Source organism: Shimia sp. R11_0, from assembly GCF_017744035.1.
Taxonomy (GTDB): Bacteria; Pseudomonadota; Alphaproteobacteria; order Rhodobacterales; family Rhodobacteraceae; genus Shimia; species Shimia marina.
The window spans coordinates 253253-271290 of the sequence record NZ_JAGHQY010000002.1; the positions used below are offsets into that span (position 1 = coordinate 253253).

The 18038-nt window shown below is 55.0% G+C and carries 20 protein-coding genes; 8 read left to right on the forward strand and 12 right to left on the reverse strand.

The window, feature by feature from the left end:
• Window positions 1-2: 2 nt before the first annotated feature.
• Together J7382_RS05760 and J7382_RS05765 are read left to right on the forward strand one after the other, a co-directional pair.
• The gene (locus J7382_RS05760) at window positions 3-1070 is read left to right on the forward strand and encodes a dihydropteroate synthase (protein WP_209067931.1); all 1068 of its coding nucleotides are present in this window, start codon (window positions 3-5) and stop codon (window positions 1068-1070) included.
• 124 nt (window positions 1071-1194) lie between these two features.
• Window positions 1195-1428 carry a hypothetical protein gene (locus J7382_RS05765; RefSeq protein WP_058240829.1) on the forward strand — a complete coding sequence of 78 codons (234 nt, stop codon included), beginning with the start codon at window positions 1195-1197 and terminating at the stop codon, window positions 1426-1428.
• Window positions 1429-1431: 3 nt separating this feature from the next.
• On the opposite strand, the gene J7382_RS05770 is transcribed toward J7382_RS05765, so the two are convergent.
• The 7 genes from J7382_RS05770 to napF all read right to left on the reverse strand — a co-directional run bounded on the left by J7382_RS05770 (window position 1432) and on the right by napF (window position 8928).
• Window positions 1432-3033 (reverse strand): AMP-binding protein, encoded by a 1602-nt coding sequence (locus J7382_RS05770; protein ID WP_209067933.1) that lies wholly within the window; start codon window positions 3031-3033, stop codon window positions 1432-1434.
• 81 nt (window positions 3034-3114) lie between these two features.
• Entirely contained in the window at window positions 3115-3933 is an 819-nt protein-coding gene (locus J7382_RS05775) for a YihY/virulence factor BrkB family protein (RefSeq protein ID WP_209067935.1), read from the reverse strand.
• A gap of 473 nt (window positions 3934-4406) precedes the next feature.
• Window positions 4407-5120, reverse strand: a complete 714-nt coding sequence (locus J7382_RS05780) for a NapC/NirT family cytochrome c (RefSeq protein ID WP_209067936.1) — start codon at window positions 5118-5120, stop codon at window positions 4407-4409.
• Between the two features lie 23 nt (window positions 5121-5143).
• Window positions 5144-5578, reverse strand: a complete 435-nt coding sequence (locus J7382_RS05785) for a nitrate reductase cytochrome c-type subunit (protein WP_247744860.1) — start codon at window positions 5576-5578, stop codon at window positions 5144-5146.
• A gap of 52 nt (window positions 5579-5630) precedes the next feature.
• Window positions 5631-8120, reverse strand: a complete 2490-nt coding sequence (gene napA / locus J7382_RS05790; protein ID WP_209067937.1) for a nitrate reductase catalytic subunit NapA — start codon at window positions 8118-8120, stop codon at window positions 5631-5633.
• Between the two features lie 12 nt (window positions 8121-8132).
• Complete coding sequence (locus J7382_RS05795) at window positions 8133-8396, reverse strand: chaperone NapD (RefSeq protein WP_209067938.1); 264 nt, start codon at window positions 8394-8396, stop codon at window positions 8133-8135.
• On the reverse strand, window positions 8356-8928 hold the full coding sequence (napF, locus tag J7382_RS05800) for a ferredoxin-type protein NapF (protein ID WP_209067939.1): 573 nt from the start codon (window positions 8926-8928) through the stop codon (window positions 8356-8358). Before napF ends, J7382_RS05795 begins: the two co-directional genes overlap by 41 nt.
• Before the next feature lie 519 nt (window positions 8929-9447).
• Here napF and pcaF point away from each other — a divergent pair.
• From pcaF to J7382_RS05830, 6 genes are read left to right on the forward strand one after another with little or no spacing between them, the layout of a single operon-like run.
• The gene (gene pcaF / locus J7382_RS05805; RefSeq protein ID WP_209067940.1) at window positions 9448-10653 is read left to right on the forward strand and encodes a 3-oxoadipyl-CoA thiolase; all 1206 of its coding nucleotides are present in this window, start codon (window positions 9448-9450) and stop codon (window positions 10651-10653) included.
• Window positions 10654-10681: 28 nt separating this feature from the next.
• The gene (paaA, locus tag J7382_RS05810; protein ID WP_209067941.1) at window positions 10682-11659 is read left to right on the forward strand and encodes a 1,2-phenylacetyl-CoA epoxidase subunit PaaA; all 978 of its coding nucleotides are present in this window, start codon (window positions 10682-10684) and stop codon (window positions 11657-11659) included.
• Window positions 11660-11670: 11 nt separating this feature from the next.
• The gene (paaB, locus tag J7382_RS05815; RefSeq protein ID WP_209067942.1) at window positions 11671-11955 is read left to right on the forward strand and encodes a 1,2-phenylacetyl-CoA epoxidase subunit PaaB; all 285 of its coding nucleotides are present in this window, start codon (window positions 11671-11673) and stop codon (window positions 11953-11955) included.
• Entirely contained in the window at window positions 11955-12719 is a 765-nt protein-coding gene (gene paaC, locus J7382_RS05820; protein WP_209067944.1) for a 1,2-phenylacetyl-CoA epoxidase subunit PaaC, read from the forward strand. The genes paaB and paaC overlap by 1 nt, the downstream gene beginning before the upstream one ends.
• A gap of 32 nt (window positions 12720-12751) precedes the next feature.
• Window positions 12752-13240, forward strand: coding sequence for a 1,2-phenylacetyl-CoA epoxidase subunit PaaD (paaD, locus tag J7382_RS05825; protein WP_348540006.1), 489 nt, complete (start codon window positions 12752-12754; stop codon window positions 13238-13240).
• Window positions 13241-13251: 11 nt separating this feature from the next.
• The gene (locus J7382_RS05830) at window positions 13252-14322 is read left to right on the forward strand and encodes a 2Fe-2S iron-sulfur cluster-binding protein (RefSeq protein WP_209067947.1); all 1071 of its coding nucleotides are present in this window, start codon (window positions 13252-13254) and stop codon (window positions 14320-14322) included.
• A gap of 85 nt (window positions 14323-14407) precedes the next feature.
• Here J7382_RS05830 and J7382_RS05835 read toward each other — a convergent pair whose 3' ends face one another.
• From J7382_RS05835 to paaI, 5 genes are all read right to left on the reverse strand, one after another.
• Complete coding sequence (locus J7382_RS05835) at window positions 14408-14785, reverse strand: hypothetical protein (RefSeq protein ID WP_209067948.1); 378 nt, start codon at window positions 14783-14785, stop codon at window positions 14408-14410.
• A 294-nt stretch (window positions 14786-15079) separates the two neighbouring features.
• Entirely contained in the window at window positions 15080-15517 is a 438-nt protein-coding gene (locus J7382_RS05840) for a hypothetical protein (protein WP_209067949.1), read from the reverse strand.
• Window positions 15518-15613: 96 nt separating this feature from the next.
• Complete coding sequence (locus J7382_RS05845; protein WP_209067950.1) at window positions 15614-16216, reverse strand: TetR/AcrR family transcriptional regulator; 603 nt, start codon at window positions 16214-16216, stop codon at window positions 15614-15616.
• Between the two features lie 3 nt (window positions 16217-16219).
• Window positions 16220-17530 (reverse strand): phenylacetate--CoA ligase PaaK, encoded by a 1311-nt coding sequence (paaK, locus tag J7382_RS05850; protein WP_209067951.1) that lies wholly within the window; start codon window positions 17528-17530, stop codon window positions 16220-16222.
• Between the two features lie 21 nt (window positions 17531-17551).
• Window positions 17552-17977, reverse strand: coding sequence for a hydroxyphenylacetyl-CoA thioesterase PaaI (paaI, locus tag J7382_RS05855; protein WP_209067953.1), 426 nt, complete (start codon window positions 17975-17977; stop codon window positions 17552-17554).
• Window positions 17978-18038 lie beyond the last annotated feature (61 nt).

Sequence of the window (18038 nt, forward strand, 5' to 3'; positions counted from 1 at the left end):
CCATGACCCGTACCATTATTGAATCTGCAACCCAAACCGCGATCATGGGCTTTGATCAGCCTTTCACCGTGATCGGCGAGCGCATCAACCCCACGGGTCGTAAAATCCTGAACGAAGAGCTGGAGCGCGGCGATTTCTCCCGCGTGCAGGCCGACGCGCTGGCACAGGTTGCCGCCGGCGCCACCGTTCTGGACATCAACTCCGGCGCGGTCTTCTCCAACAAAATGGCCGAAGATCCCCGCTACGCGGACAACAACTTTGTTGAGCCAGAACTGATGCGTCAACTGGTGGAAAAAGTACAGGAAGTGACCGATTGCCCGCTGTGTATCGACAGCTCTGTGCCCGGCGCGCTTGAGGCAGGTCTGGCCGCGGCTAAAGGTCGTCCGCTGCTGAACTCCGTCACCGGTGAAGAAGAGCGTCTGGAAGTGGTTCTGCCGCTGGTGGCCAAATACAATGTGCCTGTTGTGGCGATTTCCAACGATGACACCGGCATCTCCGAAGATCCGGAAGTACGCTTCGCGGTTGCCAAAAAGATCGTTGAACGCGCTGCCGATTTTGGCATCCCGGCGCATGACATCGTGGTTGATCCTCTGGTGATGCCAATTGGCGCCATGGGCACTGCGGGTCTGCAGGTGTTTGAACTCAACAACCGCCTGCGCAATGAACTGGGTGTGAATACCACCTGTGGCGCGTCCAACATTTCGTTTGGCCTGCCAAACCGTCACGGTATCAACAACGCCTTCCTGCCAATGGCGATGGCCACGGGCATGACCTCCGCGATCATGAACCCGGTTGCGCTGCCAATCGGTCCTAAAAAGATCGCTGAGAAGAAAGCAGAAGTTGAAGCCGCCGGTGTGGTTTTGCCAGAAGGCATGGACGACGAAACTTTCGTAAAACTCTTCGGCATGGGCTCCACCAAGGCGCGCGCCGGTAAGGAAATGGAAGCCATCCGCGCTGCCAACTTCCTGACCAACAACGACGACGGTGGTGCAGAGTGGATCAAGTTCAACAAATCCCCGGATGACGCCGCATCCGGTGGACGTGGTGGTCGCCGCCGTCGTCGCGGCTGATCGCACCTTAAAATGCCAAAACAAATGAGCCCGAAGTGCAATACTTCGGGCTTTTTTTGTGTTTTTGTAAAATTAGGGAAGCGCGGTTAACTCGTCCTTTACCAAGGTACCGTCAAGTAAACCTATGCAACCCACACTGGCACATACGACCACCGGTCAGACTTGGCTGGATCAGGTTTTCAAAACCCTCACAACCGGGGAAACCTGCGCGGTAAAGCGTCGGGTAGCGGATGTAGATCGAGAGTGCGGGCGCGCGGCTTTGGAACTTGCCGTGCGCAAACGCGGCTGGCATCTCATCGAAACGGACCGGGATTTCATCATTCTTTGTGACACCAGCCCGTTTCGTGTAATCTGCTGAAAATCACCCGCGTTTCTTACGTCCACGGTAGTCCAGAGCGCCTTCTGTTGGATCAGACTCCGCACCAAACAGACTATGTTTCTGAATTTTCTGGGTTCCTGTCACTGGAATATCAGCCATGAAACGGATCCAACCCGGCGCCTTGTAATAGGCCAGCCGCGCAAAGCACCACTCAAACAGCTCTTCTGCCAAAGCCTCTGAAACATCACCAATTATTTGCACGCAGGCCATGACCTCTTCGTCACGCATCGCATCAGGCACAGCCACAACCGCAACGCGATCCACTTTGGGATGGTCCTGCAGGCAAGCTTCGATTTCAGCAGCGGCAATGTTCTCGCCAGAGCGGCGGATGATGTTTTTCTTGCGATCCACAAAGAACACCATATCGCTGTCATCCATCATCACCGTATCGCCGGTGTGAAACCAGCCTCCGCGCCAGGCCTCCTCTGTGGCCTCTGGCAGGTTCAGATACCCGGAAAACGCGCCGCGCCTTGGGGTCGCATCGCTATAGCGCAACACCATTTCACCGGGCGTACCGCGCGCCACTTCGATGTCATTTTCATCTACAACACGCACGTCCAGCCCCGGCTGTGGCCGCCCCATTGCGCGGGTGTCGATCTGGCGCGGCTCATGACAATCCGCCAGCATTCGGCACATTTCGGTCATGCCCCAAACTTCGACCAGCGGAAAGCCAAAGCGCTCTTCAAAGGGGCGGTGCAAGGTGGGTTCCACCCCTGCCCCAACGGCCCATGTGACTTTATGTTTCTGCTCCCAGTCTTCCGGTGCCCGGTTCATCAGAGCCGGAATAATGATGCCCAGATAATGCGCCGCTGTCGCCTCTGTTTCCGCGAGTTCACGCCACCACGCGCTGGCGCGAAACCGCTCAGTAACGATATGGGTGCTGCCGGTTTCGATGACTGCCATAAACAGCAAAATGGCTGCATTCACATGAAAAAGCGGCAGGGGGCAGTAAACTTTGGTGTGCCCCGCTTCAAATTGGATCAGACCACCGCGAGAAGCGTACCACTGCCCCATTTCCACCTCATAGGCATGGCTGAGCATACAGCCCTTGGGGCGCCCCGTGGTGCCAGAGGTGTAGATCAAACTGGATTCTGTCTCATCGGTGGGCGGCCCTGATTTGGGCGGCGTGGAGGGGCTTTGCGGCAATGCTGGCAAGGTTTGCTCAAACACCACCATCTGCACGTCACGCCCGCTCTCGGCGATGCCCGCCTGCATCAACTCTGTGAGCGTGGGCGCCACCAGCGCCAGCTCAGCACCACAGTCCTGCAACAGATAGGCCACCTCCGCAGGGCGATAGTCTGGATTAACCGGGACCCAACTGATGCCACACCGTGCCAGCGCCAGTTTTACAAGCAACATTTCAGGCCGGTTTTCAAGCAACACGGCAACGCGGTGTCCATGGCCGTAACCTGCGGTTTTGAAGGCTGTTGCTATCTGCATGACCTGCGCCAGCGCCTGCCCATATGTGCAGTCATACCCATCTGGATGATAGGCCCGTTCAGCATTGCCTGGCACACGCAGAAAAACGTTGTTTTCAAAGAGCTTGGCGCGCGCAGTGAACAGCGCATCAATGGTGGTTGTCATGTCCCGGTCTCCTCCCCTGAGTGGGGCGACTTTACGCAAAGTCGAGGAGGGTGCAATCCGCAACAATACGGGATGAGGCAATCATGCTGCGCGTCGGCGCTCTTCCATCAGTTGGCCATTGAATTCCGCGCCCAGCACAAAGATTGCAGACATGAGATAGAGATACACCAAAGCCGACATGATCCCGGCCAATCCTGCATAGGTCACGGAATAGGTCGAAAAACTGGAGATATAAAAAGCAAAGGCTTTAGAGGCCACCCACCAAAGGATGACGCACAATAAAATGCCCGGCCAGAGGTCACCTGTCTTGTGTTTTACCCCTGGCAGCCATTTGTGACAGGCATATAGGAAGAACAGGCTGATCGAGATCGTGACCAGCTGGCGGAAATCCTCGTTACTGAGAATGGATTGATTGAGCCACGGCACAAACTCATCAAAGTAGTGCAAGGCCAGTGGCACAATCAGGCTGACGCCGCCTGCGATAACAAACAGGGATGATCCGGCGATCACAAAAAGGATCGACAGGCCTCGTGTCTTCCAGAAGGGGCGCGGATCGGTCTCGCGATAGGCATCCGTGATGACAAGCCGGATCGCATCGACACCATTTGAGGCAAAGATAATCGCCAGAAGCGCCCCTACGGTCACCGTTGAACTCCCGGCCTGAAGCACCGCACGCAGCTCGCTTTCAATGGGCCCCGAAATCGCATCCGGCCAGGCCCCAATGGCAAAATTCACCAGATCATCGACTTTGGCCTGTGGGCTGAGCACACCGGCAAGCGACAAAGCAAATAGACAGAAGGGAAAAATGGCAAACATGAAAGACAGGGCCAGGTGCGAGCTGCGCACAAAGCCGCCCTTTTCCAGAAAACGGAGCACGGTTGCCTGTAAGCTCTTCAGCATTGTCACCCTACCCCATTTCACCCGTTTGACGCGATTTGGCCTGAGCGCGCCCTAAGCGTCAAGACGATATGCCGGTACGAGACGCACCAAAAACAAGACACCGGCCATTTGGCATGAATTCACAATGAATCTTCTTAGATTCAAAAACGATTTGTTTAGAATTGCACCATATCAAGGTTACACGGAACGACAGGATCTGGGGAATGGATCAACTGCTTCCGGGAACGACCTGCGCCGCAGCCCTCCCTAGGCATATGTGACGCATTTAGACGACCAACGCCTACTCTCCCTCCTCCTCCCTCAGGCGTTGGTTGTCTGATCAAAATGTTACGCCTTGGCATTTTGATCTGTCTGTGCCCATGCCAGACCGCTCACGAAACCCAAGGTACGCGCCGACCCTCTTTACGAGCGTCGGCGCCATAATTTCAGCCGACAACGCGCCACATCGAAACCAAAGACCAAAAGCTGTCAGCTCAATTGCGTGTCAAGTAGTTCTCAATTTCGGCGCCCGCAGTCGCAATAGCTCTGTCCTGCACCGGAGATGATTTCGCTTCGATCTCCAAGTCTTTGGTAACCTCTTTGTATTTTTCCAGATATCCCGCTGGCAGGTTGTGAGCGACCCCCTGATGGCAATCAATACATGTTTTCCCCTCATCCAACGCCTGTTGATGCTGCGCGGCGGCACGGTTCTCTTGAATGGTGAAATCCATGTATTCGAAGTTGTGACAGTTTCGACATTCGCGACTGTCACTTTTCTTCATTTTCACCCATGACAAACTCGCCATATGAAGCCGATGCGCATCATATTTCTCGGGGGTATCGATGGTGCCCATCAAAGTGTGATAGACATCTTTACTGGCGAGAATTTTGGCAACGATCTTATGCTGCCACTCCTTTGGCACGTGACAATCCGGACAGGTCGCGCGCACGCCAGAGTGATTGTTGTAGTGCACGGTTTCTTTGTATTCGACGAAGTTGCGCTCCATCTCATGACAGGAAATGCAGAACTTCTCCGTATTGGTGAGCTCCAGAGCCCAGTGGAAGCCGCCCCAGAACAAAATCCCGGATGCAAAGCCAAACACCAAGAGACCTCCAAGCGACCAACTGCCGGTTGGAGATCTGACGATGTGCCACGCACGGCGGAAGAACCCCTTGGGTTTGCCCGTTTTTTCATCTTGCTCAGACATGCGCTCGCTCCTTTCCGATAGGGTCAGTGGGAGGGGGTGAAGACATTGTCCACCAAGGCAGGCGTGTTGGCCTGAGGCACATGGCATTGGTTACAGAACCATCGTGTGCCGGCGATCGCATCCAACTGTTGACCGTCTCGATCAAGGTAGTGTGTCATGGAAAGCGTGGGCGCACCGCGATCTCCTGCGACGCTCCAGTCGTGACAAGCCAAACACTGGTTGGCACTCAAATCGATCTGATACTGATCAATAGAATGCGGAATGAGTGGCGGCTGTTGGCGGTAGTTGCGCACGAAACGACGGGCTTCCTGATGTTTGACCTCATCAATGCGGTTCAAACCATCGAGCGGATCCGCACGGAGCGCTTTGACGTTACCTGCCTGATCTGCCCAAACCATGCCGCCCAGAGCAATCAAAAAAGCGGCAATGAAAGCACTGAAAGTCTTCTGAAATTTCATCGTTCTGTCTCCTTGGCGTACTCAGGCGAGCAGATCGCCCTTTGGCTGCATCTCAGACGCGCGCAACTTTGCAGGCGCATTTCTTGAAATCGGTCTCCTTGGAAAGCGGACATGTGGCATCAAGCGTGAGCTTGTTGATCAACTGCCCCTCGTCAAACCACGGAACAAAGACAACGCCGCGCGGCATTTTATTGCGCCCTCGCGTCTCAACGCGGCTGTGCATCTCGCCCCGACGAGTGGAAATCGTGATTTCCTGCCCACGCCGCAGGCCACGGGATTTGGCATCTTCCGGATGCATAAAGACCTGCGCATAGGGATAGGCACGGTGCAACTCTGGCACGCGGCGCGTCATGGAACCTGAGTGCCAATGCTCAAGCACACGCCCAGTCACCAGCCAAAGATCGAAATCCTCGTCCGGACTTTCCGCTGGTGGCTCATAGGGGGCAAAAATGATCTTGGCCCGGCCATCTTTATGGCCATAGAACCGCACGCCCTCCCCTTCTTTCACATAGGGGTCATAGCCTTCACGGAAACGGTAACGCGTTTCTTTTCCGTCAACCACAGGCCAGCGCAGACCGCGCTCTTTGTGATAAGTATCAAACGCAGCCAGATCATGCCCATGTCCACGCCCAAAGGTGGCATATTCTTCAAACAGGCCCTTTTGAACATAAAAGCCAAAGGCTTCGGACTCCGCATTGGCAAAGCCTTCCGCTGTGTCTGAAAGCGGGTATTTATCAACCTGTCCGTTGGCAAAAAGCACCTCAAAGAGCGTTTTACCCCTGAACTCAGGATTGGCCGACAATATGTCATCGGGCCAAACCTCATCTGTGAGAAACCGTTTGGAAAACTCCATAAGTTGCCAGAGATCTGATTTTGCTTCGCCCGGCGCATCCACTTGCTGGCGCCAGAACTGGGTCCTGCGCTCCGCATTTCCATAGGCCCCCTCTTTCTCCACCCACATCGCGGTGGGCAGAATAAGATCCGCCGCAACCGCCGTGACCGTGGGATAGGGATCGGAAACCACAATGAAATTTTCTGGGTTGCGATAGCCGGGATATCCCTCCTCGTTCATGTTGGGAGCCGCTTGCATATTGTTGTTCACCTGCACCCAATATGCGTTGATTTTTCCGTCCTTCAGATCACGGTTCTGTTGCACCGCATGGGAGCCCGGCTTGGCATTCAAAATACCCGCTGGCAGCTTCCATTTCTTTTCAGAAATCGCTCGGTGCGCATCATTGTTGACGACCATGTCGGCAGGCAATCGATGAGAAAACGTGCCAACTTCCCTTGCGGTTCCACAGGCGGAGGGCTGCCCGGTGAGAGAGAATGGCGAATTGCCCGGTTCCGATATTTTACCGGTCAGGAGATGCACATTATAGCACAGCCCGTTCACCCAGGACCCGCGCGTATGTTGATTGAATCCCATCGTCCAAAGGCTCATCACCTTGCGCTCTGGATCAGCATATTGAGCAGCCAACCGTAAAAGCGCGCTTTCAGGAACGCCCGACAACGCGCTGACCTTTTCGACGGTGTAGTCGCTCACGAGAGCTTTGTAGGTTTCAAAATCGACGCTTTCGAGCTTGCCACTGTTGGGGTTGGCCGCAGCTTCCTGAAGAGGGTTTTCAGGCCGCAACCCATATCCGATATCTGTCGCTGTCGTATGGAAGCTCGTATGTTTGTTCACGAACTCCCAATTCACCGCATCATTTTCTATGATGTAGTTTGCAATGAAATTCAGGATCGCCAAATCGGTCTGAGGCGTGAAAATCATGCCATTGTCCGCCAGCTCAAAAGAGCGGTGCTCAAAGGTCGATAAGACATGCACCTGTGCGCCCGGCTTGGTCAGCCGAGTGTCTGTCAGCCGCGACCAGAGGATCGGGTGCATTTCGGCCATATTGGAGCCCCAAAGCACAAAGGTGTCGGCGTGTTCAAAATCATCATAGCATCCCATCGGCTCATCAATGCCGAAGGCGCGCATAAACCCGACCACCGCGGAGGCCATGCAATGGCGCGCGTTGGGATCGATGTTGTTGGAGAGAAACCCAGCTTTCATCAGCTTGGCCGCGGCATAGCCTTCCCAGACTGTCCATTGGCCCGAGCCAAACATACCGATACCGCTGGGCCCTTTGTCTTTCAGCGCGGCTTTGAACTTTTCTTCCATGACATCAAAGGCTTCTTCCCAAGAAACCGGAGTAAACTCCCCATCTTTGTCATAAGTGCCATTGGTCTTGCGCAGCAAAGGTGTGGTCAGGCGGTCAGCACCATACATAATTTTGGATAAGAAATAGCCCTTGATACAATTCAGCCCCCGGTTCACTGGCGCTTCTGGATCTCCCTGTGTCGCCACCACCTTGCCATCCTTTACTCCGACCAACACGGAACAGCCCGTGCCACAGAAGCGACAGGCCGCTTTGTCCCAGCGAATATCGGGCGTCCCCACCTGTGCGACTGCATCCGTTGGCAATGTGATACCGGCAGCCGAAGCGGTGGCAGCCGCAGCGGAAGCTTTAAGAAATGTGCGACGAGACGTTGGCAATGTCATGGCGGTCCTCCTTCAATGCGCTTGCGCGGCGGCCGATTGCGCGCCTGATGCTTCAAAATGGTGGTAGGTCAGCGTAACGGTGATCACGCCGGGAATCTGATGCATACCCATGATGATTTCCGATGCGCGGCGTGTGTCCGTATCCTCAACAGTCACAACGATGCGCCCACCTTCAAAGGCGTGCACCTCACATCCCTCAGTTTGATCAATGGCCGAAACGATATTCGGCGCTTTTTCAGGCATCGCGTGAACGAGGCATCCGCAGATGTTGTACATGGTCAGGTCTCGCTGGCTGTGAATGGGCTGGCAGAGTGGACGGCGCAACGCGCCGCAATGAAATGGATTGGGTGGGACAGGCGCCGACACAGGCGCCACAGCCGCTGCAAAGATCGCGGTCTATTTCCGGCTGCGCGCGTCCTGTGGTCATCAGACGGAAGCGCACTGCAACTTCGTCGCAATGATCCTCACATGCCCGACAGGAAATGGCGTGAACTGAAAGGCAGGTTTCCGCGATATCCGCGCGCCACATCCAGGGATGTGCATCTGAAAGCGCCTCTGTTTTGCAAACCTCCGTACACTTGCCGCAAAACGTGCAGGCGCGCAGGCTCACATCTAATATTGGAAATCCATTTTGATCTGCGGTGATAATCGCCTGTGGACAGGCTTCGGCACAGTCACCGCAATGCGTACAGAGGTTTTCAAATATCTCCGGCCCACATGCTCCCGGCGGGCGCAACACATCAGCCGCGTCAAAACGCCCCTGTAACACATGCCGGCGATGCGGCGCATTTGGCTTGGCAGTCTTCATTAAGGTTGACCTCAAGAGAGATACCCGGGCTCAAGTCGCCCCATGAATTGCGCGTGCTAGTCTGCGATTGGGACCGATCATCGCCCGAAATCACATTGACTCAAAGCTTTGAGATCAAGCGTGATTTTTATGACAAAAAAACACCTTTAGGGAGATTTTGCAGTAAAAATGATCCAATAGCGTGTATGCAGGACGTTGCGACGAAAGCCTTACCAGCGACGCCAACTCGTGTTTCTGTACTGCTACAAACTCTGCGTTTCTTGGCACAAACCCACATTTGACGCAGTCGAAAACACAAGGACGCCCCCAAAGAACCGATATCCTCAATTGCCAACAGATGCAAAAATCCCGATGCGTTTGAGATTTCTCATTCTGCTGAATGAGTAAGCTGCATTGCGTTACACAATCCAGCATTCAGTCTCATTTCAGTAACTCATTATTGCATCGAATCGCATCAAAAGATAAACCAACCAAACGGTCGATGAATTTGGGGATGCCCAGAACACCAACGGAGACAACATGACTGAAGCCTTCATCTGCGACGCAACGCGCACCCCGATTGGCCGATATGGCGGCGCGCTTTCTGCTGTTCGCACGGATGACCTCGCAGCCCTGCCCATTGCCGCGCTCATGGCGCGCAATCCTAAGGTCGATTGGGCCAGCCTCGATGATGTGATTTATGGCTCCGCCAATCAGGCCGGAGAAGACAACCGCAACGTCGCACGTATGGCGGCCCTATTGGCAGGCCTGCCCACAGATGTCCCCGGCACCACCATCAACCGGCTGTGCGCCTCAGGCATGGATGCGATTGGGATGGCATCGCGCGGTCTGCGCGCCGGAGACTACGATATGGTGCTGGCCGGCGGTGTCGAAAGCATGTCTCGTGCGCCTTTTGTGATGCCCAAGGCCACCAGCGCTTTTTCCCGCAGCAATGAGGTCTATGACACCACAATTGGCTGGCGCTTCGTTAATCCGAAGATGAAAGCGCAATATGGCATCGACAGCATGCCGCAAACCGCCGACAACGTGGCCACAGATTACAACATCAGCCGCGCGGATCAGGATGCTTTTGCTGCGCGTTCACAGGCGAGATGGCACGCTGCGCATAGGGCTGGATTTTTCGACGCAGAAATTTCGCCTGTGACGCTACCCCAGCGCAAGGGAGATGATCTGGTCATCACAACGGATGAGCATCCCCGGCCCGAAACCGATGCCGCCAAGCTTGCAAAACTGCGTGGCGTGAACGGCCCGGATCAGACGGTCACCGCAGGAAATGCCTCCGGCGTAAATGACGGTGCCGCGGCTGTTCTGATGACCACAGAGACCGCGGCGGTGCAAAACGGCCTCACGCCCATGGCGCGCGTGGTTGGCATGGCCGCTGCCGGAGTAGAACCGCGTGTGATGGGCATTGGTCCCGTACCTGCGACACGCAAAGTGCTGGCCCGCGCTGGTCTTACCATTGAGCAGATGGATGTGATCGAATTGAATGAGGCCTTTGCTTCACAGGGCCTTGCGACACTGCGTGCACTGGGGATTGCGGATGATGCCCCCCATGTGAATGCACAAGGTGGCGCCATAGCCCTTGGCCATCCACTTGGCATGTCAGGCGCGCGCATCGTGTTGACCGCAGCATATCAACTCAAACGCACCGGCGGGCGCTATGCGCTCTGCACCATGTGCGTTGGTGTTGGACAAGGCACCGCGCTCATTCTCGAAAGGGTCTGAGACCCAATACCTGAGGAGGACCCCATTCATGTACGCTCAGATGATCGCATCAGAGGCCACAACGGAAGATCCGCAAAAGCTCGCAGAATTTCAGGCCAGGATTGACGCCGATATCAAAGTGGAGCCGCGTGACTGGATGCCCCAGGGCTATCGCAAGACCCTGATCCGCCAGATCGGCCAGCACGCGCACAGCGAAATTGTCGGCCAACTTCCAGAAGGCAATTGGATCACCCGGGCGCCCACATTGGAGCGCAAGATGATCCTGCTTGCGAAGGTACAGGATGAGGCTGGACACGGCCTCTACCTATATGCCGCCGCCGAAACGCTGGGTGTGAGCCGCGATGAACTGACGGAAATGCTGCTCGATGGGCGGATGAAATACTCCTCCATCTTCAACTATCCCACGCTCAACTGGGCTGACATTGGGGCTGTCGGATGGCTGGTGGATGGCGCGGCCATCATGAACCAGGTGCCGCTGCAACGCACCTCCTATGGGCCCTATTCTCGCGCGATGATCCGCATCTGCAAAGAAGAGAGCTTTCATCAACGCCAGGGGTTCGACATCATGATGAAGATGGCACAAGGCACTGATGCACAAAAGAAAATGGCTCAAGATGCGCTCAATCGCCTGTGGTATCCCTCCCTGATGATGTTTGGCCCTTCTGATGCGGACTCGGTGCATTCCACGCAAAACATGGCGTGGAAGATCAAGATGAACACCAACGACGAGCTGCGCCAGAAATTTGTCGATCAAACCGTGCCACAGGCTGAGTTTCTGGGCCTGACCATCCCGGACGAACACCTGACATGGAACGAGGCCAAAGGCGGCTACGACTATTCCGACCCGGACTGGACGGAATTTTTTGAGGTGCTCAAAGGCAACGGCCCCTGTAACGCCGATCGCATGGAGGCCCGCAATAAGGCCTGGGACGACGGCGCATGGGTGCGCGACGGCCTCATGGCTCATGCTGAAAAGAAACGCGCCGCGCAAACGGCCGCACAATAAGGAGACAGCCCATGAGCAAAGAATGGCCCCTCTGGGAAATCTTCATTCGCGGCCAGCACGGCCTGAGCCATCGTCATGTCGGCAGCCTGCATGCCCCAGACGCGGAAATGGCAATCAAAAACGCCCGTGATGTCTACACCCGTCGCAACGAAGGTGTGTCGATCTGGGTGGTGGAGGCCAATAACATTGCTGCCTCCTCCCCATCAGACAAGGGGCCTCTTTATGAGCCGTCCGAAAGCAAGGTCTATCGACACCCCACCTTCTATGACATCCCCGACGATGTGGGACACATGTGATGGCTGTCGAAAAAACCTATCTTGCGGAATTCCTGCTGCGCATGGGGGACACCACCCTGATCCTTGGCCACCGCACATCTGAATGGTGCGGCCATGCCCCGGTTCTTGAAGAAGATATTGCCCTTGCGAACACTGCACTGGATCTGATTGGACAAACACAACTTTGGCTTGGCTATGCAGCTGAGGTGATCGGGGATGGCAAGAGCGCAGATGATCTGGCCTTCCTGCGTGACGCATGGGATTTCCGCAATCTGTTGTTGGTGGAGCTGCCAAATGGCGACTTCGGGCAGACGATCATGCGCCAATTCTTGTTTGACGCTTACCATTCCATCCTATTGCCTCGACTGGTGTCTTCCGGCGACCTGCGCATTTCGGAAATTGCCGAAAAGGCCAGTAAAGAAGCCGCTTACCACGTGGAACGCTCTGCCGATACCGTGGTGGGGCTTGGGGATGGCACAGAGGAAAGTCACAACCGGATGCAGACGGCGCTCAACCGCCTGTGGCCTTACGTTGGCGAGATGTTTGACAGCGATGACATTGACGCCGCACTGGCACAAGCCGGCATTGCCCCCGATCCTGCCAGCTTGCGTGCCGAGTACGATGCACTGGTTGGTCAAGTTCTTGGCAAAGCCACGCTCACCATCCCGCACAGCAGCTTCGCCCACAAAGGCGGGCGCACGGGCCAAACCCACACCGAACATCTGGGACATTTGCTCACCCAGATGCAGTGGCTTCAGCGAGCCTATCCGGGGGCGACATGGTGATCCCCTCCTCCCTCAGATCTGAAAGACACTTTGTGAGACAGGAAAGCCACGGAACTGTCGCGCAATCCCCCGATATCGCCAAAATCTGGGATTGGCTGCACGCCATTCCTGATCCGGAGATACCCGTGATTTCCCTGACTGATCTTGGCATTATCCGTGATGTTGCCTACGAAGGCGATACGCTGATTGTGACAGTCACACCGACCTATTCCGGCTGCCCCGCCAGTAGCATCATCAATATGGACATCGAAAACGCTCTGCGTGGGCACGGCGTGGAAAAGCTCAAATTGCGACGTCAGCTCAGCCCAGCCTGGACCACAGACTGGATGACACAAGCAGGCCGCAAAAAACTCAAAGCTTATGGCATTGCCCCTCCTGAGCCCGCCGGAGGGCCCAAAGCCTGCCCAAATTGCGACAGTCACAACATTGAAAAGATGAGCCAATTCGGCTCAACGCCTTGCAAGGCACAATGGCGCTGCAGAGCCTGCCTTGAGCCGTTTGACTATTTCAAGTGCATCTGAGGAGCCCAACCATGGCGCATTTTCATGATCTCGAAGTCACCGACGTTCGCAAGACCATCCGGGATGCGGTGGTCATCACACTGTCGCCACCAGAGGACGCGCAAGAAGCCTTTGACTTCACGCAGGGCCAGTATTTGACCTTCAAGCGAGATTTCGACGGTGAGGAACTGCGGCGCTCCTATTCTATTTGCGCTGGAAAAGACGACGGCCTCCTCCAAATCGGCATAAAGCGCGTAGATGGCGGGGCCTTTTCAACATGGGCCAATACCGATCTAAAAGTCGGGGACACACTGCAGGCCATGCCGCCGATGGGCCGGTTCTTTACCCCGCTGGACACGGCCTCTGACAAAACCTATCTCGGCTTTGCAGGCGGCTCTGGGATCACGCCTCTTCTGTCGCTGATCAAAACAACTTTAGCGCGGGAGCCTCAGGCCTCCTTTACGCTGGTCTATGCAAACAAGGCCGTGAGCACGATCATGTTCCGTGAGGAACTGGAAGATCTTAAAAACACCTACATGGGGCGCTTCACGGTGATCCATATCCTTGAAACCGATGCGCAGGATATAGAGCTTTTCTCCGGGCTGGTCAGCCAAGACAAATGTGCGCAGCTCTTTGCAAGTGGCTGGATTGATATCAACAGCGTCGATATTGCTTTCATCTGCGGTCCTGAGCCAATGCTGCACGCCATTGTCGCAGCGCTGAAGGCGCATGGGCTGCCTGAGGCGCAGATCAAATATGAACTGTTCGCTTCCGGCCAACCCGGTCGCGCCAAATACCGCGCCACAGGCAGCGCCCCCTCAAACAAGGCTGTAGACGTCAAAATCACACTGGATGGTGCCACCCAAACACTGCAGATGGATCATGCCACCACATTGTTGGATGCGGCGCGCGCGAATGCACTTGACGCACCTTACGCTTGCAAAGCGGGTGTCTGCTCAACCTGCAAATGTCGCGTGTTAAAGGGCGAAGTAGACATGCATACCAACCACGCGCTGGAAGACTATGAAGTGGAAAAGGGCTACGTTCTGTCCTGTCAGACCTATGTGTTGAGTGATAAGGTCAGCATTACCTTCGACCAATGAGCTGCCCTCTCTTCCGCCCCCCAAATGAAAAGCCTCACGCAGCAAAAGGGCCGGAGAACATCCGGCCCTAAACGCCATTCCTCTTTTAAAACTCTGTGGTTGGGACCGTATCAGGCGACGAGCCGCCGCTCTCTTCCTCGGTTTCAAAAGCACCACCCACACCCACGCCATAATCTAGTGACTGAGACTTCGTGTCATAGCCTAAACTGAAATCCAGATAATAGTCTTCATCCAGATATCCGACACCTACCGTTGGGCGGAAAGACTGCGATCTGAACTTGTAGTCGGCTCCGAGTGCAAGCACCGCACTGTCGGGCTCATTATCGTGAAAAATACGAAACCCAAGTGCGAAATCCCCACCAAACACGTAGGATACCCCCACACCAAAAGCGGGCTCGGCATGCGCGACACCTCCAGACAAAAACGCTGCGGTTAACGCGCCAAATTTAATAAGTTTTTTCATAAATAAATCCCAAATCAAACATCAGTACGGGATTACTGTACCACAAAAAGAAGCGTTTTTCTAATCAGAGTGACTTCACCTATTCAATCCGATATCTAAAGCGCTTCGGGTTTTTACCTGAATCATCTCGTAACGCGAATGTCCCGAGGATGCCGTTGGCATGGCAGGGTATTCGTGTCTCAAGTTGAGCCCGAAACGCTATAGTAACTGGAAGGCATGCCCCGGTTTCATCCGCTCAGCGGATATGCATCTAACAGGGTCATACCTATGGCACGCATTGTGCAAGCCTTTTGATCAGTTGATGCAGGCCGCGCTCAGACCGATTGGAGATGCCTCACACCCGGTTGGATCGGTCGTTGGGTCGCTGGTTGGATCCACATCCGGAGAACCATCGCTTGCCGGTTCTTCTGTCTCAAAGGACGCCCCAAGACCCAGCCCATAGTCCAGAGCTTTTTTGCCCGTGTCATACCCGAGGCTGAGATCCAGATAATAGTCTTCGGCCAAATAGGCGACCCCAACGGTCGGGCGGAAAGCACGGGATCCGAATTTATAGTCCGCGCCCAAGGCTAGTTTCATTTCATCTGGCTCGTTGTCATGGAACACGCGGACACCCAAGGCCCAATCGCCACCAAAAACATAGCTCAGGCCAAAACCAAATGCCGGCTCTGCATTTACGGCAGCACCACCGGAAACAAGGGATACAACAGCCGCAGCAAAAATATGCTTTTTCATAACTCTACCTTAAAATACATTCTCAATATTTGATGTAATACAATTTAACCAAATGGTAGAGAAAATCATTCTCTTTCTTGGCGATGCAATTTGCTTTCACTGTGGCGTATTGCGCACACCCCCAAGGATCAAATCGGCCACCAGATCTGCATATCGTTCACGCGCATCGGTATCCGCATCGCCCTGCCACATATAGTGCCAGTTCAGCATACCAAAGATCGACATCGTGACCTCTCGCAAGCGCTGGTTGTCATGATCAAAAACACCTGGTGCATTGGCTGTGACAACGCCGTTCACCAACTGAACAAGGTCACGCTGATAGTCACGCAAAATGGCCTGTTGCTCCTCAGACAACGCGCGCATGGCTGTGCTTTGCACCCGATGTTCGTCGTCTGCGCCCTGATACGCCAGCAGGATCTCCCGCAGCACAAGGCGTAGTTGCGCAGGTGCGGCCAGCCCGCTCAGGTCCAGCCCGCACAAACGATCCCGCAACGCACGCAAATAATTGTCCAAAACATCAAAGAGCAGCGCATCTTTGCCATCATAGTAGTGATAAATATTGGCCTTTGAGATTCCGCATTCCTTGGCCAGCACCGCCATAGAGGCCCGATCAAAGCCCTGTTCCGCAAAGACCCGTGCGGCCGCCTTCAGAATATGCGCACGCTTCTGATCATGGTCTTTGGCAATGGTCCGCGCCATGGTTTATCCTCTATGTCTGTTGTCGACGACACGCTTGGCCTTGCCCTGTGATCGTTCGACATCCCCGCGTGCACCAACGACAACCTCGGCGGAAATGCCGATAATGTCCTTGATATGTTTGGTCAACATCCGCGCGGCAGCTGTTTTGCTCAATTCGTCCGCCGCCGCTGGCACCGCCTCCACATGCACACGCATCGCATCCATCCGCCCTGCGCTGTAAAGCTCGATCTGATAGTATGGGGCCAGACCTCCGGTTGCGATCACCTGCTCTTCTACCTGACTTGGAAAAACATTCACGCCGCGCAGAATGATCATGTCATCGCTGCGCCCGGTGATTTTCTCCATACGGCGCATCGTGCGTGCTGTCCCCGGCAACAAGCGCGTCAGATCCCGCGTACGGTAGCGGATCATCGGCAACCCTTCCTTGGTCAATGTTGTGAAGACAAGTTCCCCCATCTCACCATCCTCACACACCTCCCCCGTTTCCGGGTTGATGATTTCGGGATAGAAGTGATCCTCCCAGATCACAGGCCCATCTTTGGTCTCCACGCATTCATTGGCCACGCCAGGCCCCATGATTTCACTCAACCCATAGATATCCACCGCATGCATATCAAAGGCATCTTCCACTTCTTTGCGCATCGCATCTGTCCAGGGTTCTGCTCCAAAAACGCCAACGGACAGGCTGGTGTCCCGCGGATCCAGGCCAGCTTTGTGAAACGCCTCCAGAATATTGAGCATATAGCTCGGTGTGACCATGATGCCGTCTGGACGAAAATCGGTGATCAACCTCACTTGTTTCTCGGTCTGCCCCCCACTCATGGGTACCACTGTGGCCCCAAGCCGCTCAATCCCATAGTGCGCGCCCAAACCACCGGTGAACAGGCCATAGCCATATGCGTTGTGAATAATGTTGCCCGCCCGCAGCCCAGACGCCCGCAAACTGCGCGCCATCAGATCAGCCCATGTGTCAATATCCCGCCGCGTGTACCCCACCACAGTGGGTTTTCCGGTTGTGCCAGAAGAGGCATGAAGACGGGCAATCTGTGCCCGTGGTACGGCAAACATCCCAAAGGGGTAGCTGTCCCGCAGATCGTCTTTGTAAGTAAACGGGAACTTTGCCAAATCTGTGAGGGTTCGGAGATCGTCGGGATGCACACCCGCCGCATCAAACCGCCTACGATACAACTCCACATTCTCATAGGCATGCGCAAGCGACCACTTCAGCCGCTGCAACTGAAGGGTGCGAATTTCATCAATCGAAGCAATTTCGATCGGATCCAGCTCGTCCTTGCGTGGTGACAGATCTTTCATAACGTCCTCCCCAAACGTATGTTATTCTTTGAAAACGGTGTCTTTGATCTGGCGCGATGCGCCCCGAAAAACCGCAATGGCCACGTTTTCCTGATTGCTCACACGCACGTCATAGATCCCGCTCCGCCCACTCAGGCACACCTCCTGCGCGACCGCGGTCAAAACATCTCCCATCTGCGCCGCAGCCAGATAGGTAATGCTATTGTGCTGCGCCACGGTTGCCTGATTGCGACTGTTGCAGGCAAAGGCAAAGGCGCTGTCCGCAAGTGTAAAGGTGATCCCGCCATGGCAGATGCCATGGCCATTGCAATGCGCCTCCCTCACAACCATTCTCAGGGCTGCCTGACCTTCCTCCACATTGATGATCTCAAACCCCAAATTTTGGCTGACATGATCCGCCGCCCAAAGGGCCGCGGCGCTTTGTTCGGCGCGCTGTTTTGGCGTCATCCAGACCTCCCATCATGTTCTCCTCACCTCTCAGCTTGCATAAACCGAACGGTTGGTCAAT